The organism is Staphylococcus sp. HMSC62B09 (genome assembly GCF_001839115.1).
GTDB lineage: Bacteria > Bacillota > Bacilli > Staphylococcales > Staphylococcaceae > Staphylococcus > Staphylococcus haemolyticus.
Genome location: NZ_KV840169.1, coordinates 26,734 through 48,574, shown reverse-complemented (window position 1 = coordinate 48,574; position 21,841 = coordinate 26,734). Strand labels below are relative to the sequence as shown.

The 21,841-nt window shown below is 34.0% G+C and carries 23 protein-coding genes, 2 pseudogenes and 1 other annotated feature; of the genes and pseudogenes, 12 read left to right on the top strand and 13 right to left on the bottom strand.

Features of this window, described 5'->3' with window-relative positions; all coding sequences use genetic code 11:
- Positions 1 to 52 precede the first annotated feature (52 nt).
- Positions 53 to 440: pseudogene (locus tag HMPREF3265_RS11225) on the bottom strand (VOC family protein).
- A gap of 36 nt (positions 441 to 476) precedes the next feature.
- Positions 477 to 944: a bacillithiol transferase BstA gene (locus tag HMPREF3265_RS11220; protein WP_037551811.1), complete on the bottom strand. Its 468-nt coding sequence runs from the start codon at positions 942 to 944 to the stop codon at positions 477 to 479.
- 258 nt (positions 945 to 1,202) lie between these two features.
- Here HMPREF3265_RS11220 and HMPREF3265_RS11215 point away from each other — a divergent pair, with 258 nt between their 5' ends.
- A complete protein-coding gene (locus tag HMPREF3265_RS11215) occupies positions 1,203 to 1,976 on the top strand; it encodes an inositol monophosphatase family protein (protein ID WP_070861687.1) in 774 nt (257 codons plus the stop codon).
- 115 nt (positions 1,977 to 2,091) lie between these two features.
- Here HMPREF3265_RS11215 and HMPREF3265_RS11210 read toward each other — a convergent pair whose 3' ends face one another.
- The 5 genes from HMPREF3265_RS11210 to HMPREF3265_RS11190 all read right to left on the bottom strand — a co-directional run bounded on the left by HMPREF3265_RS11210 (position 2,092) and on the right by HMPREF3265_RS11190 (position 9,304).
- Complete coding sequence (locus HMPREF3265_RS11210) at positions 2,092 to 2,835, bottom strand: cyclase family protein (RefSeq protein WP_049426411.1); 744 nt, start codon at positions 2,833 to 2,835, stop codon at positions 2,092 to 2,094.
- 155 nt (positions 2,836 to 2,990) lie between these two features.
- Positions 2,991 to 5,240, bottom strand: coding sequence for a 5-methyltetrahydropteroyltriglutamate--homocysteine S-methyltransferase (gene metE, locus HMPREF3265_RS11205; protein ID WP_070861686.1), 2,250 nt, complete (start codon positions 5,238 to 5,240; stop codon positions 2,991 to 2,993).
- A complete protein-coding gene (locus HMPREF3265_RS11200; protein WP_070861685.1) occupies positions 5,237 to 7,075 on the bottom strand; it encodes a bifunctional homocysteine S-methyltransferase/methylenetetrahydrofolate reductase in 1,839 nt (612 codons plus the stop codon). Before HMPREF3265_RS11200 ends, metE begins: the two co-directional genes overlap by 4 nt.
- Complete coding sequence (metC, locus tag HMPREF3265_RS11195) at positions 7,029 to 8,204, bottom strand: cystathionine beta-lyase MetC (protein ID WP_070861684.1); 1,176 nt, start codon at positions 8,202 to 8,204, stop codon at positions 7,029 to 7,031. Before metC ends, HMPREF3265_RS11200 begins: the two co-directional genes overlap by 47 nt.
- Positions 8,201 to 9,304 carry a PLP-dependent transferase gene (locus HMPREF3265_RS11190; RefSeq protein WP_070840017.1) on the bottom strand — a complete coding sequence of 368 codons (1,104 nt, stop codon included), beginning with the start codon at positions 9,302 to 9,304 and terminating at the stop codon, positions 8,201 to 8,203. The genes metC and HMPREF3265_RS11190 overlap by 4 nt, the downstream gene beginning before the upstream one ends.
- 70 nt (positions 9,305 to 9,374) lie before the next feature.
- Positions 9,375 to 9,782, bottom strand: a binding site (T-box leader).
- A 331-nt stretch (positions 9,783 to 10,113) separates the two neighbouring features.
- Between HMPREF3265_RS11190 and HMPREF3265_RS11185 the strand changes: the two genes are divergently transcribed.
- The 4 genes from HMPREF3265_RS11185 (at position 10,114) to ychF (ending at position 13,340) form a co-directional block, all read left to right on the top strand.
- Positions 10,114 to 10,944 (top strand): ParB/RepB/Spo0J family partition protein, encoded by an 831-nt coding sequence (locus tag HMPREF3265_RS11185; protein ID WP_070840014.1) that lies wholly within the window; start codon positions 10,114 to 10,116, stop codon positions 10,942 to 10,944.
- A gap of 180 nt (positions 10,945 to 11,124) precedes the next feature.
- On the top strand, positions 11,125 to 12,006 hold the full coding sequence (locus tag HMPREF3265_RS11180; RefSeq protein WP_070861683.1) for a mechanosensitive ion channel family protein: 882 nt from the start codon (positions 11,125 to 11,127) through the stop codon (positions 12,004 to 12,006).
- Between the two features lie 21 nt (positions 12,007 to 12,027).
- Positions 12,028 to 12,231, top strand: coding sequence for a DUF951 domain-containing protein (locus tag HMPREF3265_RS11175; RefSeq protein ID WP_011276871.1), 204 nt, complete (start codon positions 12,028 to 12,030; stop codon positions 12,229 to 12,231).
- A gap of 11 nt (positions 12,232 to 12,242) precedes the next feature.
- The gene (ychF, locus tag HMPREF3265_RS11170; protein WP_053019363.1) at positions 12,243 to 13,340 is read left to right on the top strand and encodes a redox-regulated ATPase YchF; all 1,098 of its coding nucleotides are present in this window, start codon (positions 12,243 to 12,245) and stop codon (positions 13,338 to 13,340) included.
- A 141-nt stretch (positions 13,341 to 13,481) separates the two neighbouring features.
- Here the strand turns inward: ychF and HMPREF3265_RS11165 are convergent, their stop codons facing one another.
- Both HMPREF3265_RS11165 and HMPREF3265_RS11160 read right to left on the bottom strand, forming a co-directional pair.
- Entirely contained in the window at positions 13,482 to 13,673 is a 192-nt protein-coding gene (locus HMPREF3265_RS11165) for a hypothetical protein (RefSeq protein ID WP_070861682.1), read from the bottom strand.
- Positions 13,674 to 13,738: 65 nt separating this feature from the next.
- Entirely contained in the window at positions 13,739 to 14,545 is an 807-nt protein-coding gene (locus HMPREF3265_RS11160) for a glycoside hydrolase family 25 protein (RefSeq protein WP_037551792.1), read from the bottom strand.
- Positions 14,546 to 14,835: 290 nt separating this feature from the next.
- Here HMPREF3265_RS11160 and rpsF point away from each other — a divergent pair, with 290 nt between their 5' ends.
- Genes rpsF through rpsR form a run of 3 tightly spaced genes read left to right on the top strand, consistent with a single transcriptional unit; the run spans position 14,836 to position 15,956 of the window.
- The gene (gene rpsF, locus HMPREF3265_RS11155; RefSeq protein WP_011276867.1) at positions 14,836 to 15,132 is read left to right on the top strand and encodes a 30S ribosomal protein S6; all 297 of its coding nucleotides are present in this window, start codon (positions 14,836 to 14,838) and stop codon (positions 15,130 to 15,132) included.
- A gap of 21 nt (positions 15,133 to 15,153) precedes the next feature.
- The gene (ssb, locus tag HMPREF3265_RS11150; protein ID WP_011276866.1) at positions 15,154 to 15,666 is read left to right on the top strand and encodes a single-stranded DNA-binding protein; all 513 of its coding nucleotides are present in this window, start codon (positions 15,154 to 15,156) and stop codon (positions 15,664 to 15,666) included.
- 47 nt (positions 15,667 to 15,713) lie between these two features.
- Positions 15,714 to 15,956 (top strand): 30S ribosomal protein S18, encoded by a 243-nt coding sequence (rpsR, locus tag HMPREF3265_RS11145; protein ID WP_002447994.1) that lies wholly within the window; start codon positions 15,714 to 15,716, stop codon positions 15,954 to 15,956.
- Positions 15,957 to 16,174: 218 nt separating this feature from the next.
- Here the strand turns inward: rpsR and HMPREF3265_RS11140 are convergent, their stop codons facing one another.
- A complete protein-coding gene (locus HMPREF3265_RS11140) occupies positions 16,175 to 17,245 on the bottom strand; it encodes an Ltp family lipoprotein (protein ID WP_053019361.1) in 1,071 nt (356 codons plus the stop codon).
- 203 nt (positions 17,246 to 17,448) lie between these two features.
- Positions 17,449 to 17,706, bottom strand: coding sequence for a hypothetical protein (locus HMPREF3265_RS11135; protein WP_011276864.1), 258 nt, complete (start codon positions 17,704 to 17,706; stop codon positions 17,449 to 17,451).
- 215 nt (positions 17,707 to 17,921) lie between these two features.
- On the opposite strand from HMPREF3265_RS11135, the gene HMPREF3265_RS11130 reads away from it, so the two are divergent.
- Both HMPREF3265_RS11130 and HMPREF3265_RS11125 read left to right on the top strand, forming a co-directional pair.
- The gene (locus HMPREF3265_RS11130; RefSeq protein WP_037551790.1) at positions 17,922 to 18,671 is read left to right on the top strand and encodes an amidohydrolase family protein; all 750 of its coding nucleotides are present in this window, start codon (positions 17,922 to 17,924) and stop codon (positions 18,669 to 18,671) included.
- Positions 18,672 to 18,848: 177 nt separating this feature from the next.
- Entirely contained in the window at positions 18,849 to 19,097 is a 249-nt protein-coding gene (locus HMPREF3265_RS11125) for a GlsB/YeaQ/YmgE family stress response membrane protein (RefSeq protein WP_011276862.1), read from the top strand.
- A 57-nt stretch (positions 19,098 to 19,154) separates the two neighbouring features.
- Here the strand turns inward: HMPREF3265_RS11125 and HMPREF3265_RS11120 are convergent, their stop codons facing one another.
- Complete coding sequence (locus HMPREF3265_RS11120) at positions 19,155 to 19,388, bottom strand: hypothetical protein (RefSeq protein ID WP_037551789.1); 234 nt, start codon at positions 19,386 to 19,388, stop codon at positions 19,155 to 19,157.
- A gap of 458 nt (positions 19,389 to 19,846) precedes the next feature.
- Here HMPREF3265_RS11120 and HMPREF3265_RS11115 point away from each other — a divergent pair.
- A pseudogene (locus tag HMPREF3265_RS11115) lies at positions 19,847 to 20,476 on the top strand (LysE family translocator).
- A gap of 23 nt (positions 20,477 to 20,499) precedes the next feature.
- The gene (locus HMPREF3265_RS11110; RefSeq protein ID WP_070861681.1) at positions 20,500 to 21,078 is read left to right on the top strand and encodes a histidine phosphatase family protein; all 579 of its coding nucleotides are present in this window, start codon (positions 20,500 to 20,502) and stop codon (positions 21,076 to 21,078) included.
- 99 nt (positions 21,079 to 21,177) lie between these two features.
- Here the strand turns inward: HMPREF3265_RS11110 and HMPREF3265_RS11105 are convergent, their stop codons facing one another.
- Positions 21,178 to 21,804 carry an NDxxF motif lipoprotein gene (locus HMPREF3265_RS11105; protein WP_070861680.1) on the bottom strand — a complete coding sequence of 209 codons (627 nt, stop codon included), beginning with the start codon at positions 21,802 to 21,804 and terminating at the stop codon, positions 21,178 to 21,180.
- Positions 21,805 to 21,841: the final 37 nt, after the last annotated feature.

Sequence of the window (21,841 nt, the reverse complement as noted above, 5' to 3'; positions counted from 1 at the left end):
AAAAAAACGCTTAACAGTTTGTAGTAATAAACTATGTTAAGCGTTTCATTCTTTATTGTTCTACTATTTGAATTAAATTACCGCAAGTATCGTTGAAAATGGCCATTTTAGCACTACCCATTGTAGTCGGTTCAACGGTAAAGTGAACACCTTTTTGCGTTAATGCATCATAGGTTTGTTGTACATTTTCTACGCCGAACATCGTAATAGGTATGTTGGCTTCGAATAGACGTTGTTGATAATCACTTGCAATAGGGTTGCCATTTGGTTCTAAGACCAATTGAGCACCATCTGGTTGATTCGGAGATACTAAAGTAAGCCATCTAAATCCTTCGCCTACAGGTTCATCTATTTTCTTTTCAAAACCTAAAATGTCTGTATAAAAATTGTAAAGCTTCTTCTTGATTATCTACAAAGATACTATTCGCAATAATATTCATATTTATCCCCTCAAAGTATTTATTATGAAACTTGGATTACTTGGCCTGTTTAAGCACACGAGCCATTTCTTCAATTTTGCCTGCATGTAATGGGACGTGAATGGCATTTAACACTAATAATTCGTTAAGTGTTTTGCAGCCAGCAATCGGTTGTTCAAGTTCTTGTGATAGTTGTTCATCAGTAAGTTGACGAGCACGATCTGGAATTGTTTTTAAGTCCTCTTTAATCGATTCAATTGATGGTATGTCTTGTTCCTCCCAGTTTTCAGGACTAGAACCATAACCAAATAATTTAGTATACGTTTCAATATCAACGGCATTTTGAGAACCCATTGATAAAGCAGAATCGAAGATAGTTAAAACATGTCCAAATTGCCAATGTAAAGTATTTGGAAAAACATCATTCTCTTTATCTAATACTTTCTCAACGTTCCAATTATCATAAACTGATAATAGATAATTCACACCTGTATCAATAACATCATAAACTGTTTTATCACTCATTTAATCTCCCCCACATTCTTTAAAAATTAACTACTGAATATTTACCCGTTAAACATTCTTGTCAATCTAGTGGTAAGATAGTGTTATTAAAGAAAATGATTAAATGGCAGAGTATTTAATAGATATTTTATTAGAAAAAACATATAAACTTCATACAAGAACTTAATAGGTTAACGAATCTTAGGTATAGTTGAAAAAGGATAATTTTTTAAAATTAAAAAAGCAATTATTAAACTGAAAGTAAGAGGTGAGAAGGGCGTGTATGTCATTCAAGATATTGACCATCGTATTGAAACATGGATAGTGCATATTGCTAAAAAAGTAGATGTGATGTTACAAGATGTGGCTGTTGAAACTAAAAAGCATGACTTAGATTTAGTGACGAATATTGACAAAGAAGTTCAAGCGGATTTCACTCAACTTATTAAAGCAAATTATCCAGAACACCAGATTATGGGTGAGGAAAAAAGTAACAGTGAAGTAGATATGTATCGTGGTTATGCTTGGGCGATAGATCCTATTGATGGAACAACCAATCTTGTTAAGCAAGGTAAGTATTATTGTTTAATTGTAAGTTTATTCTACGATGGCGAGCCTTTACTAGCCTATACATATGAATTTTATCAACAGAAATTATATAAAGCTGTTCAAGGTCAAGGTGTGACGATTAATGGCGTGCCACTTTATGTAGACAAGTATTATCATCTCAACGATGCTTTGATTTCTATTGATCCTAAACGTGCGAGTTCTGAATTACTCAAAGCGTTGATTTCACATGCGCATGGTTTTCGATTTATTGGCGCTGGTGGCATTGGTGCATTGCGTACAATCACTGGTGATTTCGGTGCAAGTATTGATATGGGAGCAAACCTGTGGGATATGAGTGCACAAATATTATATGCGAAAGAGTTGGGGTTAGTTGTAACAGATATTCAAGGCAACTCTATCGATTTAAATCATGTTAAAGGTGCGATTATCGCGCATCCGGATATTCACGAAGACATCATTAATATTATAAAAACGTATCAATAAAATATCCTGCCACATCCCGATACTAGAATGTAATGGGTGATGTGACAGGATTTTATATAATATTAGGAAAGATTTGGCTTTGATCGCTCGTTATCAAGCCTTCAAGTGTCATTATTTAAGGTTTAATCGCAAATGCACGTACTGGGAACCCAGGTGCGTCTTTCGGTTTCGGACTAATGGCATAAATGACCCCACCACGCGTTGGCAATTGGTCTAAATTCGTTAACAATTCAAGCTGGAACGTATCTTGTCCAAGAATGTAACGTTCTCCAACGATGTCACCATTTTTAACGGTATCTACCGACGCATCTGTGTCGAATGTTTCGTGGCCAATTGATTTTACGCCACGTTCTTCGACTAAGAACTTCAAGGCATCTAAGCCCCAACCCGGTAAATGTTGATTACCATCAGAATCTTTATTTTCAAATTGTTCAATATCTGGCCAACGTTTCGACCAGTCAGTACGTAATGCTACAAACGTGCCTTCTTCAATACGTCCGTTTTTAGCTTCCCATTGCTCTAAATGGTCACGTGTGACGATAAAATCAGCATTTTCTGCAGCTTCTTTTGAAAAGTCTAAGACGATAAGGGGCAATACTAACTCTTTCAAGTCTAGCTCTTCTAAGTAACGTTTATTCTCTACAAAGTGAATAGGTGCATCGATGTGTGTACCATATTGAGTGACGATATTCCAACGTTGCACGTAAAAGCCGTGCTCTTTGACTGTGAAAAGAGTGGAAACTTCACCTTTTTCAAATTCACTAAATCGAGGTATTTCAGGGTCAAAGGTATGTGTTAAATCAACCCATTCAGCTTCTTTCAGTTGATTTAGTTGATCCCATAATGGATAGTTTGGCATGTTCAATACCTCCAATTGTAATTGTTATTCTATGTTGATTTTGGCAGTGGCTGACTGAACTGACTCATCGCTTTAGGAAAAGCTCGCTTCAGTTCTAGTCAGCTGTGCCGGGACAGTACTACGAAATCACAAGTGATTTCTGTACTGCTCCCTCCCTACGCGGGTTTATTTTGATTATTTGATTCACGTTTTTTACGAACTGTATTTACAAGTACAGTAAGAGCGTCTTTTACTTCATCTTCTTTACGTGTTTTTAAGCCACAGTCTGGGTTAACCCAGAATAGTGAACGATCAATTTGTTGTAAAGAACGATCAATCGCTGTAGCGATTTCATCTTCTGTAGGGATACGTGGACTATGAATATCATAAACACCTAAGCCAATACCTAAATCGTAGTTAATATCTTCAAAATCTTTGATTAAATCACCATGGCTACGTGATGTTTCAATTGAGATAACATCAGCATCTAATTCATGGATAGCATGGATGATTTGACCAAATTGAGAATAACACATATGCGTATGAATTTGCGTTTCATCTTGTACTGAAGATGTTGCTAATTTGAATGAATTTACTGCATCTGCAAGATATTGTTCATGGTATTCAGAGCGTAATGGTAAACCTTCACGTAAAGCTGGTTCATCTACCTGGATTACTTTTATACCCGCTTCTTCTAGCGCTAATACTTCTTCGTCAATGGCTAAAGCGATTTGGTCTTGAACGACTTTACGTGGTACATCTACGCGTTCGAATGACCAATTTAAGATAGTTACAGGGCCAGTAAGCATACCTTTCACTGGTTTGTCAGTTAAACTTTGCGCATATACAGTTTCTTTGACTGTTAGTGGTTCAGTCCATTTTACATCTCCGTAAATTACCGGTGGTTTAACTGCGCGTGAACCATATGATTGTACCCATCCAAATTTTGTTACTAAGAAACCTTGAAGTTTTTCTCCAAAGAATTCAACCATATCATTACGTTCGAATTCACCGTGCACTAATACATCTAAACCGATATCTTCTTGGATTTTAATCCAACGTGCAATTTCACTTTCTAAGAAGTTATTATAGGTTTCATCAGAGATACGTTTGTTTTTCCAATCGGCACGATATTTACGTACTTCTTGTGTTTGAGGGAATGAACCGATTGTAGTTGTTGGTAAGTCAGGTAAGTGTAAGCGTGCGTCTTGTGCTTTTTTACGCTCAGGGAAAGGTGACTTACGGCTTGTCGGTACACTATCGAAGTCGTATTCTAGATTTTTGAATGATTGACTTTGGAAACGTTCATAACGTGCTTTCAATTCATCATATTTTGCGCTATCATTCTGATTTAATAGTCGACGTAGCGCGTCTAATTCGTCTAACTTTTCAGTGGCGAAACTTAAACCTTCTTCGATAGATTGCTCTAAAGTTTCATCATCTAATGATACTGGAACATGTAATAAAGATGATGAAGGTTGGATAACGATATGTTTTGCGTGTCCTTGTAACGTTTCGATTAATTTTTTCTTAGTTTCGATATCTGCAGCCCACACGTTACGGCCATCAATAATACCTGCATATAATGTTTTAGATGAATCGAAGTCACCTGATTCAATTTGTTTTAAGTTATAACCGTTGTCGTGTACAAAGTCTAATCCTAAACCACCAACTGGTAATGAACTTAAGAATTTAACATTGGCACGTTCGAAGTAAGTTTGAATGACTAATTTGTCAGCTAAACCTGCTTTATCAAAGTAGTCATAAGCTTCTCTAGTAATAGCTTCATAAGTTTCGCTTTCATCAGTAACTAATACTGGTTCATCAACTTGGATATAAGCTGCACCAGCGTCAATTAATGATTGAAGCACTTCTTTATATAAAGGTAATAGTGTTTGAACTTTCTCTTCGAATGATTGATGTCCACCTTTAGATAATTTTACAAACGTAATAGGACCTACAATAACAGGGTGAGCGTTAACGTTAAGAGATTTCGCATAGTTAAAGCGATCTAATAAAATGTTGTGGTTCACTTTAGGTTCAACATTATCCCATTCAGGAACAATATAGTGGTAATTCGTGTTGAACCATTTAATGAGTGCACTCGCGACATGTTCTTTATTACCGCGTGCAATATCGAATAATAAATCATCGTTAACTTCGCGACCTTGGAAACGTTCAGGGATGATGTTGAATAATAATGATGTATCGAGAATATGATCATACAATGAGAAGTCACCAACAGGTACACTGTCTAAATTATAATTTTTTTGTAATAGTAAATTTTCTCTATGTAGGTCACTTAACTTTTGATCCAATTCTGCTTTATCGATTTTTTTAGCCCAATAGCTCTCGATGGCTTTTTTCCATTCTCTTTTTCTACCTAATCTTGGGAATCCTAAATTTGAAGTTGTAATTGTTGTCATGATATTGCCTCCTTGTTTTGGGTAATTGCTTTGGAATATGCTGCGAGTTCTAATGAATAATCGATACGTTGGAATGGTGTGATAATGTATAAACCATTGAAATACTCATGCACTGTATCAATCAATTCTTTAGAAAGTCTCAAACTTAATGCTTTTGTTTTTTCTTTATCATCTTTTACTGCTTTAAATTGGCTTAATACGTCTTCAGACATTTTAATACCAGGCACTTCGTTATGTAGGAAAAGTGCATTGTTATAGCTTGCGATAGGCATGATACCTATAAATAGAGGGACATTAAGGTGTTTCGTCGCCTCATATACTTCTTTAATTTTTTCTTTGCTATACACAGGTTGTGTAATGAAGTAATTCATACCGGCATCTACTTTTTTCTCAAGGCGTTTTACTGCACCGTCAAGTTTGCGTACATTAGGGTCAAATGCACCAGCGATGTTGAAGTTTGTATGTTTCTTCAGCGCATCACCATCAGTATTAATACCTTGATTGAATCTTAATGCTAATTCGGTTAATCCTTTTGAATTTACGTCGTAGACATTCGTGGCACCGGGTAGGTGGCCTACTTTTGAAGGGTCACCTGTAATCGCTAAAATTTCATTAACGCCAATAAGCGATAAGCCAAGTAAGTGTGATTGCAAGCCAATCAAATTACGATCTCGACATGTAATATGCACGAGGGGTTCAATGTTATAACGTTGGCGTATGATGCTCGCTGCAGCGATATTGCTAACACGAACAGTAGCAAGTGAATTGTCAGCGAGGGTAACAGCATCAATGTTCGCTTCGTCAAGTTTGCCAATATTCTCAAAGAAGAGATCTGTATCTAAATGTTTAGGTGTATCAAGTTCGACAATAACTGTTGGTCTGTTTTTAACTTTTGTTGTTAAATTATGTTTATACGTATGTGTGACTGCTCGATTTGTCTGACGATTAATCGGAATGACGTTTTTATTTTTAACAGGCTTTAAATCTTTTACAGATGATTTGATATATGCAATGTGTTGTGGTGTTGTGCCACAACATCCTCCAATTAATCTCACACCCTCATTAATAAGTTCTTGTGCGACATCTCCGAAATATTGTGCATTATCGCTATACTTAAATTCGCTATTCTCAATATCCAGTAAACTTGCGTTTGGATAGCATGATAAGTAAGCCGTTTCTGGTAACTCAATATGTGAAAATGAGCGTTGCATATGGTGTGGACCGTGATGGCAATTTAATCCAACAACATTGGCGCCACAGGCAACTAGTTGCTGTAAAGCTTTATTGATTTCAGTGCCATCGACTAAGTAATTCGTATTTGAAGCGGTCAATTGCGCAATGATAGGGATATCGTACTTTCGACGTGTTGTTGTAACAATATTTGTCAGTTCTTCTAAGTCGTAGTAAGTTTCGAACAATAACCCATCAACACCTTCTTCAACGAGTGTATCGATTTGATTTTCAGCGTGATACTGAATGGTGGACAAAGGCAATTCCTCTTGCTGTAAACTTCTGAAACCACCTACTGTGCCAAGTATGAAAGTATCAGGTCGTGCGGCACGTTTTGCGATGGCTACAGCTGTCTTATGAATGTCCTTTACTTTATGTTCCAAGCCAAAGCGTCTTAGCTTTTCAAAGTTAGCACCATACGTGTTGGTCTGGATAATATCGGCACCGGCTTCTATATAAGAACGATGTATAGACTCTACTTTTTCTGGATGTGTTAAGTTATAAGCTTCTGGACATGTATCTAAACCCTCTGAATAGAGAATTGTTCCCATTGCACCGTCAGCTACTAAAACGTTGTTCTGTAATTGATTCAATAATCGACTCATTGAAAGCCTCCTTTAATGCGTAGTTGAGGTCAGCAATTAATTCTTGAGATTGTTCTAGACCTACGCTTAATCGGAATAAGCCAAAGGTAATGCCACGTTCATTTCGAACATCTTCAGGAACAGCAGCATGTGACATTGTGGCTGGATGAGATAATATCGTTTCTACACCCCCAAGACTTACTGAAACTAGGGGTAAAGTTAAAGCATCTACAAAGTCTTGTGCTTTCGTTTCATCTTTTAATCGGAATCCAATCACGGCACCACCGCTATTTGCCTGTGATAAATGTAATGAACTGTTTCCTGGATAATATACTTCGGCAATTTCTTCTCTTTCTTTTAAAAATGCTACAAGTTTCTCCGCATTTGATGTTGATTGTTTAAACCGCACAGGTAATGTTTTTAAGTGTTTGGCTAATGTCCAACTATCATGCGCTGACAATGCAGTGCCCGTACCATTCTGTAAAAGATATAATGCATCAGCGACGTCTTTACGATTTGTAATGGCAGCGCCTGCGATAATATCGCTGTGGCCACCTAAAAATTTAGTAGCTGAATGAACCACAATATCAGCGCCAAGTGCAAGTGGTGATTGACCCAACGGTGTCATAAATGTGTTATCCACTGCTAAAAGTAAGTGATGACGTTTAGCAATCGCTGCTACTGCACGTATATCTGTAATTTTGAAACAAGGATTGGATGGTGTTTCTACGTAGATGAGTTTGGTATTCGACTGAATCGCACGCTCAATTTCTTCAGGTTGTGTAGCATTAACAGTCGTAAATTGAATATCAAAGCGATTTAAAATTTGTTCTGTAAGTCTGAATGTGCCACCGTATACATCATCAGGAAGAATGACGTGATCATTTGCTTTTAATGTTAGTAATACCGCTGAAATTGCTGCGATACCTGAGGCGTACGCAAATGCATATTGTCCTCCTTCAAGTTTCGCTAATTTCTCTTCAAGAAGTTGGCGGTTTGGATTGCCACTTCTGGCATAATCAAATTTTGTATTGCCACCAAGCACTTTTTGATGAAATGTTGAAGAGTCATAAAGTGGTGGGTTAGCTGAATCGTAATCTACACCTCTGTGTTCATCAAAAATAACTTCGGTTTCTTTTGATAAGCTCATGAAATCACTCCTACTTTAGAATTCTCCAATGCTCGTAAAATATCTGACTCAATGTCGTTATAATCTTCAATACCAATAGATAAGCGTATAAGGTGTTCATCTATGCCACGTTTATCTTTTTCTTCATCCGGCATATCGACATGCGTTTGTGTGTATGGGAAAGTAATGAATGTTTCTGTTCCACCTAGACTTTCTGCAAAGATACAGATTTCTAAATTTTCCAAAAATTTAGCAACACTAAAGTCTTTATTTAGACGTAAACTCAGCATGCCCGTTTTACCACTGTATAGCACTTCATCTATAGCACTAGAAACTTTACATCGCTCGGCTAACTTCTTAGCGTTTGCTTCTGACCGTTCAATACGTAAATGTAATGTTTTTAAGCCACGTTGTAATAAATAACTATCGATAGGAGACAATGTTGCTCCAATCATGTTATGCAATTGCCCAAGTTGCTCAGCTAATGATTCATCTTTAACAGATACAACCCCAGCCAATACATCATTGTGACCGCCAATATATTTAGTTGCTGAATGGAGTACAATGTCTGCACCGTCTTCTAAAGGCGTGGATAAATAAGGTGTTAAAAATGTGTTGTCGATAATTGTTAATAGATCATGCTGTTGACTTAAGATGTAATAAGGTTCAACGTCAATTTCGATCATTTGTGGATTCGAAATAGGTTCTATGAAAAGTGCTTTTGTATTGGTCGTAATAGCGTTAACAACTTCTTCATAATTTAGGAAATCAACATATTTAAATTTGATACCATATTGTTTTTCATAAAAGTCAAATAATCTAAATGTACCACCATATAAGTCGAAAGCGACTAATATTTCATCACCTGGTTGAAACAAGTTACATATGAGTTGTACTGCAGCCATGCCACTTGAAGTGGCAAATGAAGCAATGCCTCCTTCTAATTTCGCAAAGGATTCTTCAAATGCAGAACGTGTTGGATTCTTTGTTCTTGTATAGTCATAGCCTGTTGACTGACCAAGGTGAGGATGCTGATATGCAGTAGACAAATAGATAGGATTGGCTATTGCGCCAGTAATATCTTTAGTTAATGATATTTGTGCTAATTGAGTATCTTTCATGTCAAATCCTCCATTCATTTTTTGTCTAATAAAAAAAGCTTCCGTCCTTTAAACCCGATATGCATCGGATGTAAAGGACGAAAGCCTGTTTCGCGGTACCACCTTTATTTATTACTTTATTGCTAAAGTAACCTCAAACAGTACGCCATTTTATGAATAAAAGTGTACTGAGATAGTGGACGCTAATTTAATCGTTATGTAACGCTTTAGTCGAATGAAAGGGACACATTAAAAAACTCATTTAACTTGATTATAAGTAAATGAGTATTAACGATGATTAGCGACGTCTAGAATTCCAGTACGCCATTAAACAATAAATGTTAATACTGTATCGCTATAACGGGCGAACCCGTTGACACCTCGTATTGGCATCAACACTCAAAGGCCATTTTCAAACTTTCTTTCAATGTCTCTTCTCAGCTTTGGAGACTCTCTGTATTAGCAGTGTAAGTTCTACTTTCCTTATTACAGTGTGTAATTTGTGTTTTTTTAAGTTAATTCATAGCTTACAGACCTAAATTACATTTGTCAACAACTTTTCTGAAAATTAAAATTATAAAGGTAATTCAGAAAACGCTTTAAGTATTGATAGCATAGCGATAATTGTATATAAAAAAATTTAATTTTTTCATTACATTTGTTTAATTTACTTGTTAAACCTATTCTATATTTTTTAAAATAAATAAGTACTAAAAAATGCGCGCCATTGAATTTATAGTGTAAAAGTAAGTTTGTTGTGATTGTAAAAGACTAGTTCTTAGATAATGCTTCAAATACGATATCAATAATGGCTTAGAGAGGTGAAAATAGTGAGTCATAAGCAAGATGAGCGATTGGCGATAAGTCAAAATGAACAAATTCAAAAAATTGATCTTTCTAAAATTAAAGCTAATCCATATCAACCTCGTAAAACATTTGACGATGATAGATTGAGTGATTTAGCAACGTCAATACAAACTCATGGTGTATTACAGCCCATTGTATTGCGTCAGACTGTACAGGGCTACTATATAGTAGTTGGCGAAAGACGATTTAGAGCATCTCAATTAGCAGGGTTAACCGAGATACCTGCCATTATTAAAGAATTGTCCGATTCTGACATGATGGAATTAGCAATTATCGAGAACTTACAAAGAGAAGATCTCAATGCCATTGAAGAAGCTGAAAGTTACCAGCGCCTCATGAATGATTTAGGATTAACACAACAAAAAGTAGCGGAACGACTAGGCAAATCACGACCATATATCGCAAATATGCTAAGATTGCTAAATTTACCCAAAGACATTTCGAATCAAGTCAAAGAAGGTGCGTTATCTAGTGCACATGGACGCACGTTGTTAGGCATTAAAGATGTCACTATGATGAAAAAGATAAGCCAACAAGCCATACGTGAAAATTGGAGTGTTAGATATCTTGAACAGGTTGTAAATGAATTACAAGACGGTGGGCAGTCTAAAAAAAGCAAAGCAACAACGCAAATAAAACCTAAATTCATTCAAAAGCAAGAACGTCGACTGAAAGAAAAGTTTGGGTCTAAAGTAGACATTTCAACTAGCAAGAATATAGGTAAAATAACATTTGAATTCAAAACAGAAGAAGAATTTAAACGACTCATTCAAAAACTCAATGACGAAGTATGATACGTAATCAATCGTATTGATAGAGTGATATTCTATGAAAGAGTGAGTTAAGATGTGTTACATCTTAGGCTTTGCCAAGGAAATAAGTAATAAAATAAAGCTTAAGACGGATACATATTGCGCAATAAATGAGTATAATAATTTAATTATAAAAAAGTTGAATAGGGAGGTTACTATTACATGAATCAGGTCAAAAATGTATTGTCTTCATTATTTGAACCGTTAACTAAAATAGAAACATATGAAAATTTAGCTATTAAAATAGCATTAATTATCATATATATTATTGTTGCACTTATCGTCATAGCAATATTAAACAAAGTAATTGAACAAGCATTTAAAATTCAAAATCGCAGTAGCAAAGGCAATAAGAAACGTTCTCGAACGCTTATTTCTCTTGTGCAAAACGTAGTGAGCTACATTATTTGGTTCATTGTGATTACTACTATCTTAAGTAAATTTGGAATTAGTGTTGAAGGTATCATCGCTAGTGCCGGTGTCGTCGGTTTAGCGGTTGGTTTCGGTGCTCAAACGATTGTTAAAGATATCATAACTGGTTTCTTTATTATATTTGAAAATCAATTTGATGTTGGGGACTATGTTAAAATCAATAGCGGTGGTACAACAGTAGCAGAAGGAACAGTAAAATCTATTGGCTTAAGATCAACGCGAATTAACACAATCACTGGTGAATTAACGATTTTACCAAATGGTAGTATGGGAGAAATTACTAATTTCTCTATTACCAATGGTTTCTCTATAGTAGAAATTCCGGTATCTGTAGAAGAAAACTTAGACAAGGTAGAAAAGCGTCTAAATAAACTATTTACTGCAATGCGCAGCAAATATTACTTATTTATCACTGATCCAGTCGTAGAAGGTATTGATTCGTTGGATGAAACTAAAGTAACGTTTAGAATATCTGCTGAAACCATTCCAGGTGAAGGTGCATCCGGCTCAAGAATATTACGAAAAGAAATTCAAAGAGTATTTGTTCAAGAAGGTATTAAATTACCACAACCAATTTATATTAAAGATAATAATCAACAAGGAAAATCTTAATTATTATTGAGGGGTAATTTCATGACGTCAAATTATGGAATAAATGATATAGTAGAGATGAAAAAGCAACATGCATGTGGAACTAATCGATTTAAAATTATTCGTATGGGTGCTGATATTCGCATCAAATGTGAGAATTGCCAACGAAGTATTATGATTCCACGTCAAACGTTCAATAAAAAATTAAAGAAAATATTAGTATCAAATCAAGATACTGAAGGTTAGGAGAATGATTAATGGCTTTAACAGCAGGAATCGTAGGATTACCGAACGTAGGTAAATCTACCTTATTTAATGCAATAACTAAAGCGGGAGCGTTAGCCGCTAACTATCCATTCGCAACAATTGATCCAAACGTAGGTATCGTAGAGGTGCCAGATTCACGTTTAAATAAATTAACAGAAATGGTTGAACCTAAAAAAACTATTCCTACAACTTTTGAGTTTACTGATATTGCAGGTATTGTAAAAGGTGCTTCTAAAGGTGAAGGTTTAGGAAACAAATTCCTATCACATATTCGTGAAGTAGATGCAATTTGCCAAGTTGTACGTGCATTTGATGATGAAAATGTAACGCACGTATCAGGACGTGTAAATCCTTTAGATGATATTGAAGTTATTAATATGGAATTAGTATTAGCAGACTTAGAATCTGTTGAAAAACGTTTGCCTCGAATTGAAAAAATGGCGCGTCAAAAAGATAAAACTGCTGAAATGGAAATGAGAATTCTGTCTAGAATCAAAGAAGCACTTGAAAATGGTGATCCTGTACGTAGCTTAGACTTCAATGAAGAAGATCAAAGATACGTTAACCAAGCACAATTACTAACGTCTAAGAAAATGTTATATATTGCCAATGTTGGAGAAGACGAGATTGGTGATGAAGATAACGATAAAGTAAAAGCAATTCGAGAATATGCAACGAAAGAAGATTCTGAAGTTATCGTTATTAGTGCAAAAATCGAAGAAGAAATCGCTACATTAGATGACGAAGATAGAGAAATGTTCTTAGAAGATTTAGGCATTGAGGAACCAGGACTAGACGTACTTATCAGAACAACATATGATTTATTGGGTTTATCAACATACTTTACTGCAGGTGTACAAGAAGTGCGTGCTTGGACATTCAGACAAGGTATGACAGCACCACAATGTGCAGGTATTATTCACACTGACTTTGAACGTGGATTTATCCGTGCAGAAGTGACAAGTTATGATGACTATGTTGAGCATGGTGGCGAACAAGGTGCTAAAGAAGCGGGTAAACAACGTTTAGAAGGTAAAGAATACATTATGCAAGATGGCGATATCGTACACTTTAGATTTAACGTTTAATAATCAAATCTAATTATTTATAGCGATATGCATAGTAAAAATTAAATGTTTGATAAAAAAATAAAAAGCAATGTAAGTTTCGCTTGGCTTGAGTGACAGGAGACTTACATTGCTTTTTTATATTGTTTATTTCATTATATCTTAAAAGAACGGTATAACTTTACTAGCTTCAATAATATCTTTGGTGCTAAAAAACTGTTTACCTTCTCCAGTGTAAGCAGGTTCTAGAATCATATTGGCTTTCGCACAATATAACCATTCTGGATTGATACCGCAATTTAAGACTTCTTGAAATTCTTGAAAATCTTTATTCCATTCTAAATCTAATTGCATGTTTTACACCTCGACTATATTATAGAACGAGTGTTCGTAAAAATAAAGTGCTATGTATAAATTTTTTAACTAGTAAACCAATCAGCAGTAACATTCGCATCTAAGTAATTCGCATCAACGTTTTGGTTTAGCTCAGGGGCATAGTAACTATCTGTGTATTGCCATAAAACTTTCTCTCTATTAGGTTCTTGCGTTTGATAAGCTGCTAACCAATAACCATCATAGGCACTTACAGCATTCGGAACGTTGTTGGTCATAAAGTTCTCATAAGAATAAAATAATACTTTTTTATTCCCTGCAAGTTGTTTCATTTCATCAGCCCAAGCTTTTGTAGCAGTGTCAGCATCACCAGAAGTGATTGAATTTTGTTCAAAATCATTTACATAGAATGAAGCTTTAGGTGCACGACTATAAAGCGTTTGAGCTTCATTTCGAGCATCATCAGCATTTTCATACAGGCTATATGAATAGACGCCGAATTTCATATTATTTTTATCTAATAAAGCTGAATTATTCTCCAAACATTGATCAACATATTCTGAACCATATTGACCTCTGATAATGATGAAATCATAATCTTGCTTTAGTTGTTTAACTTGTGCATCCGTTAAGTTTCCTTGCCATTCTGAAATATCTAACACACGATCACCATTTTGTGTTGTGATTGCTTTAGATTTTGTTGAAAAGGTTGAACGGTTACTAGTAGCGTTGTTTTGTTCATTGGGATGATTTTTTAGATATTTTTGATATCCATACCCCATCGTTCCTTTTTGGCTACCTTCAGTCTGTTCAGAAGCGTTTGCATTTAACGCACCTATAGAAGTTGCCATAATAGTTAAACATGCAATAGATGATGTTGTTTTCTTGAACATTTGAGCTCTCCTTTAGATATTTTATTTTTTTAAAATAATATTAATATGCAAAATGCAGTTGTGATGTTAGTACAAAAACTAATGATTCTCAACTTTATAATTGACACGATACATATGTAGAAAAATAAGGTTATGAACAATGTAAATTAGCGGAACAGATGCTGAATAAAATATATTGTAAAAAGTAATACTCTGTGCTATAATCCTTGATTGTGAGTAATGAAAATTATTCCTTGCTTATCGTTAGTATTCGATAGGCCGCATAGACCACAAGGAGGTGCAAGTATAAAATGAGAACATATGAAATTATGTATGTCGTACGTCCAAACATTGAAGAAGATGCTAAAAAAGCAGTTGTTGAACGCTTCAACGGTATCTTAGCTTCAGAAGGATCAGAAGTTTTAGAAGAAAAAGACTGGGGTAAACGCCGTCTTGCTTATGAAATTGAAGATTTCAAAGAAGGTTTCTATAACATCGTACGCATTAAAACTGATAACAACAGAGCTACAGACGAATTCCAACGTTTAGCTAAAATCAGTGACGATATCATCCGTTATATCGTTATCCGTGAAGACCAAGATAAGTAATAAATTAATGGGGGCGTTTTAATGATAAACAGAGTTGTATTAGTAGGTCGTTTAACTAAAGATCCAGAATACAGAACCACTCCCTCAGGCGTAAGTGTAGCGACATTTACTCTAGCAGTTAATCGTACTTTCACGAATGCTCAAGGGGAACGCGAAGCTGACTTCATCAATGTTGTTGTATTTAGAAGACAAGCAGAGAATGTGAATAATTATTTATTCAAAGGTAGTCTAGCTGGCGTTGATGGTCGCATACAATCACGCAGTTATGAAAATCAAGAAGGTCGTCGTATCTTTGTTACTGAAGTTGTAGCAGATAGTGTTCAATTCCTTGAACCTAAAAATGCTCAAGGTGGCCAACGTAATCAAAGTAATAACAATGATTTCCAAGACTACGGTCAAGGATTTGGTGGTCAACAATCAGGACAAAATACGTCTTACAATAACAATAATTCATCAAACAATAAACAATCTGATAATCCATTTGCAAACGCAAACGGACCGATTGATATTAGTGATGATGACTTACCATTCTAATAACAAAATGAACGTATAAAAAAATATTCCAAAGGAGGTAATTAACCATGGCAGGTGGACCAAGAAGAGGCGGACGTCGTCGTAAAAAAGTATGCTATTTCACAGCAAATGGTATTACACACATTGACTATAAAGACACTGAATTATTAAAACGTTTTATCTCAGAACGCGGTAAAATTTTACCACGTCGTGTAACTGGTACTTCAGCTAAATATCAACGTATGTTGACTACAGCTATCAAACGTGCTCGTCATATGGCTTTATTACCATATGTTAAAGACGAAAACTAATATATAGGTATTGGTTAAACCCCGTAGGCTTAAGGCTTATGGGGTTATTTTTTTGTGCTTTGAATTTTAGGGAAAGGATAGAAAAGGGATATAATAATAATTTTACATAAAGCACTTAGTAGTACTACACAAAAAAATCCCCACCAATACTAAATTGATAATTTAGCTTGAAGGGGATTTAATATTATAAATACTAATATTTTATGGTCATTAAATCATTATTTTAAATGATCAACGGCATATTGTGCTTCTTCTTCAGTGAATTTGAAACCATCTTTAGAAGACAACATATCCTTAATATCTGATTTAGAAGTATCGCCATTCTTAGATAAAGATTTGGCTCTTTCTAGTGCATTCTCTTTGTAGTCTACTTTTACATTATCGGCAGCATATTTTGCTTCATCTTCTGTGAAATCGTCGTATTCTACTAACTTATTATAAAGTTCACTTTTTGATTCGATAGAGTCTTGCATATATCGTTGGGCATTTTTTAATGCATTCTTTTTAAAATCCGTCTTCAAATGTTTCATTGCGTAATCTGCTTCATCTTTCGTAAATTGACGCCCATCTTTAGACGTAAGTTCGTCTTCAAGTTGCGATTTTGAAGAATAAGATTGGTCACTGATATGTTTTGCTGTTTCTAACGCATTTTCTTTATAGTCAATTTTTGCATGCTTCATCGCATAATCTACTTGTTCACTAGTAAATTGACCTGAATTTTCATCATTTTTAAGATAATCAGTTAGTTCTTTTTTCGAAAAATGTAAGTTATCACTACTTTCTTCTGCAGTTTTTAACGCATTTTCCTTATAATCTACATCTTTTAAATGATTAACGGCATATTTAGCTGTACTAGAATTAAATTTATCACCACTACTAGAAGTCAATTGGTTATAGATACCTTTTTTAGACATGTACATCGATTTAGCATAAGTTTCAGCACGTTGCAAAGCTTCTTCTTTATCATTCCCGCCAGCTTTACGAGAGTTACCTTCTTGTTTGGATTCATGTGTTGCATTTTCACTATCACTTGATGAAATTGAGTCTGAGACTTTCATAAAAATCACACAAGCTGCTAGTACTAATATAATTAAAATAACTAGACAGCCACAACCGGCGCCGCATCCAATAAGCCAATATTTCCCTTTATTAGAACTATTGGAATCATCGTTTTGAGTACTTTCATTATTACTCACATTTTCATTTTTATCTTGATTATGTATATTGTTTTCTTGTGATTGTTCTTGGGATGAATTGGTATTATTTGGTGGCTCTTCATTAAATGCCATTAAAATATCCTCCTTGTAGTTGGTTAACACTAATTACAATCATACATAAATTAAAATTTACATACAATAGCTATAAAATTTATTTTGTGACATTAATTTAAATTCAAGTCATTATATCGCAATTAATTTTATTTAAAAAGAAAATTATGATAAAAAAGCCTGTCATACACTAAATATATAGTATGACAGGCATTTAATAGAAATTATAAACGAATATCGATATCGTCAATTTGCTGTTGATATTCTTTGTATTTACTTTCGACTAACATTTGATAAGGTGTGTCAAAGAAGTCTGCGAGAATCATTGCATCTTTAAACTTAGGTTCATGTTGATGATTTTCCCATTCCCATAATTGATGGGGTTCATAATGTGTACCATATTTTTTATTAATTAATTCTGTTAATTCGTTAATTTCAAGATTTCGTTTAGTTCTTAAATTAAAAAGTGTATGTGAACTCATGAAATATAACCTCCTAAAAAACAAGTTTGAATTTAAATTGTTTTTACTTACTTTCCAATTCTTTAATTATAAGTAAATAATTTGAGTCTTTTATATACAACCTAAGTTATTTAACTATACTAGTCTTGTTCACAATAATTATCAAGTCTTTTAGCTGATAAATATTAATTATGTTATCTTTATTTCAAGAAATATAAATGTAGGGGAAATTTATAATGAAACTATTTGATTCGCATTTTCATATCATTGATTATGATTTTCCGGTGAAGGAAAATAACGGCTATATGCCTCCATCATTTAAGGTTAATGACTATTTAAATCATACTCAGCAATTAAATGTTGTTGGTGGCGCAATTGTATCAGGGTCATTTCAAGGATTTGACCAAGATTATTTAATATCAGCTTTAAATCAACTTCAGGGTCAATTTGTTGGGATAACGCAGCTACCTGCATCTACATCTGATGATGAAATTCTTCGATTACATGATGAAGGAGTTAGAGGTATTCGATTTAATGTTAAACGTGGTGGGTCTGAAGATATAGCGCTTATTAAGACGTTTGCACAAAGAGTCTATGATTTAGTTGGCTGGCATTCTGAAATATATATTGAATCCAAACAATTAAAAGACTATAAAGAAATTATAAGTTCGTTACCTAAAGTATCAATCGATCATCTTGGCTTGACCGTAGAGGGTTTTGAAGATTTAAAAGCATTAGTCAAACAAGGTGTTTATGTTAAAGCAACAGGATTTGGACGTATAGAAGTTGAGCCTATTGCAGTCATTAAGGAACTGATTGACATTAATCCTGATGCCATTATGTTTGGTACAGATTTACCTTCCACGCGAGCAAAGCGCCCTTTTAGTGAACAAGATATTGAGTTAATTCAAAAGCATTTTGATGAAGAGACACAAGAGAAGATCTTTTATAAAAATGCATTAAAATTTTACAGAATTTCAGAATGAAAATCGAATTTGTAGTAGTGGAAAACGAATATATAAATTATCCATAATTTTTATAATGAGATTTGATATAAGTTTAAATAAAAATATAATAAAATTATATGCTAATGTTTATTCATATTGATGCGTGGTATATATAAGAAGTATATAAAAATAGAAGATGTAAGGAGAGTTCTGAATATGGGCTTTATTGTTATGTTAATAGTCGGAGGATTAATCGGCTGGGTTGCCGGTATGATCATGGGTAAAGATATCCCAGGTGGTATCATCGGTAACATCATCGCTGGTTTAATCGGTTCAGCTGTAGGTAGTAAATTGTTAGGTACTTGGGGACCTGTATGGGGTGGCGTACCAATCATTCCAGCACTAATCGGTGCAATTATTGTTATTTTCGTTGTTTCTTTAATTTTAAAAGCACTTAGAAAATAATAGCAATATTAAGAGAGCTACTTTAATAGTAGCTCTCTTTTTTAGTTTAATGAAATTTTAATTAATTAAAGCCTGATGGTTATGAATATCTTCAAAATCATAGTTCTTTATAATCTCACATCCTAGTGGATGTCTACCATTATCAACGTGCTTATTAACTTCTTCTAATACTTCCAGAATTTCATACTCAGGCGTTTCAATATTAAATGAATACCTAAATATATGTCCGTGATCCGATTTAACAGTTGCCATGAGTTCGTCGTTTACCATTTTATAACCTAGTAATTCCATTATTGATTCCTCTCCAATAAGTGTGATTACTTAGTTATAATGTAGCATGTAAAAATGCATGATGACAGTAATTTTACTTAAATGTTAATGATTATCATTTCACTTATCTTTTTGAGGGGGGTATATTTTAAAAGTAGCTAAAATTGGGCATAAAAAGAGGGTGACGTCGGGTTAAGGCGTCACCCAGGAGTATTATGTTCATGAATATAAAAGACTTTGTAGTTATTATTTAACTACACCCTAATACTATCATGTTACCTACTGTAATGACAATAATAAGTGCTTAAAATATAAAAAAATTTCGTTTAGTACTAATATTTGTAAAAAGTTATATTTAAGTTATTTATTAAACTTAAAATGATTGTGTCGCTTATTAACATTTAGACTACGCGTAGACTTACATATTTATATAAGTTATGGCATAATTTTTATAATATTTGATTGAAGAGGGTGTATATATGGATCGAATAATAACGTTTATTACTATTACGTTACTTATTATCATTGTGCCTGGTCCAGACTTTTTGATTGTCATGAAAAACACAATCCATTAGGGCAAACTAAATGGTTCTATGGCAGCTTTAGGTATTACCTCTGCTCATATCATTTATTCATCGTTAGCTGTATTGGGAATTGTATATATTCTTACAAGTTTATATTATGTATTTTTGATTATAAAAATTCTAGGTGCCTGTTATCTGATTTATCTAGGCGTACAAAGTATTCGTTCAGCTTGTCAGTCGATGAACTTTAATACGGGTGGTAATAAAGTCAATGATGTGAGTTGTTTTACCTCATATCGACAAGGCTTTCTAAGCACAATTTTGAACCCTAAAGCGTTACTTTATTATGTGAGTGTTTTACCGCAATTTTTGTCAACTGGCGGCATTGAAGTGAAATCACAAGTAGCCATTTTATCTTTAGCAGTCATTATGGTTATCTTAATTTGGTTTTTATTCTGTGTATTTGTATTTCAATATATTAAATTATTATTCAGTCAGCCTAAAGTAAAAGCTATATTTGATTATACTGTAGGTTTTATTTTAATTGGATTATCAATTAATTTATTATTAAGCAAGAGTAGATAAATTTCAGTAAAGGATTGTAGTATATGAAATTATATTTAGTGAGACATGGAGAATCACAATCAAATTATGATAATAAACATAATCGAGCTTATTTCTGTGGCCAATTAGATGTGCCATTAACCAAGAAAGGTATTGAAGGCGCAAAAAATTTGGAAAGCTACTTTAAAGACAAACATATTGATCATGTTTATATATCTGATTTAACTCGAACACAGGAAACCTATCGTTATATCTTTCCTTATGACATACCTTCTACTATCACTTCATTGCTTCGAGAACGTTCTTTAGGAGTATTTGAAGGTGAGTATAAAGATAAGTTAATGCAAGATGCGCAATATCATCGTTACTTTAACGATCCTGAATATAAAGATTTTCGTCATAGTTTCACTCAAAAAGCGCCTATGGGTGAAAGTTATAGAGATGTATATAATAGAGTTCATCAATTCTTTGGACAAATGAATATGAGTGACGATGAAACAATTGTAATCGTAGCACATCAAGTAGTTATTCGTTGTATATTTGCATATTTCAATGTAATTGGTGAAGAAGAAGCATTAGATTACAATGTCGAAAATTGTAAACCATACTTTTTAGGAGTATAAAATGTATAATAACAATTGATTAACACGCAAAAATCCAAACCGCATATTTTAACGGTTTGGATTTTTATGTGCCTAGAAAAGTATGTCAGTCACAACATTTTATTTATCTAAAACGTCAGATTTAATATTTTTATCGTCTAGGAATTTTTGAATTTTATCTTGTTGTTTACCATTTACATCACCTGCATAATGTGTAGGCACATCGACAACGTTAATTGTATTTTGTGGTTCATAATTAAGCTGCTCAATGCTCTTATCAACATCTGCGATTGTGCTATTTAAGGCGTGGAAATAATTAATAATACGCTCAGTGCTTTCCTTATACCCAGAAGGTAAGGTATTGTTTTTAACGAATTTTTTGAAATGTAAATCATTTTTAACAGCTAAGTTTGATAATTTGCTGAGCTTTTTAGCTTGTTTATCAGTGATTCTTGTTTGTCCTGTACTTTGTCGGTCAATTTGACTTTGCATCACGTATTTATTATCTAAAATATCGCTATTAACATCTAAATATTTTTTAATGGCTTTATTCATTTCATCTTCGCTAAGTTTTTGGTTCTCTTTATTTGAAGTGAAAATATCACTTTCTGTTAAATTTTTAGCGTGTTTTGGTGCATTAACGCCATTACTATGATGGTCTGTTGTATCATTATCATCCTCAGGTGCACAAGCGCTTAATGTTAGTAATAATGATAAAAAGAGACCTATTAATATATTCTTCTTCATAGGTTTATAAATCTCCTTTATTAGTAACGCAACTATA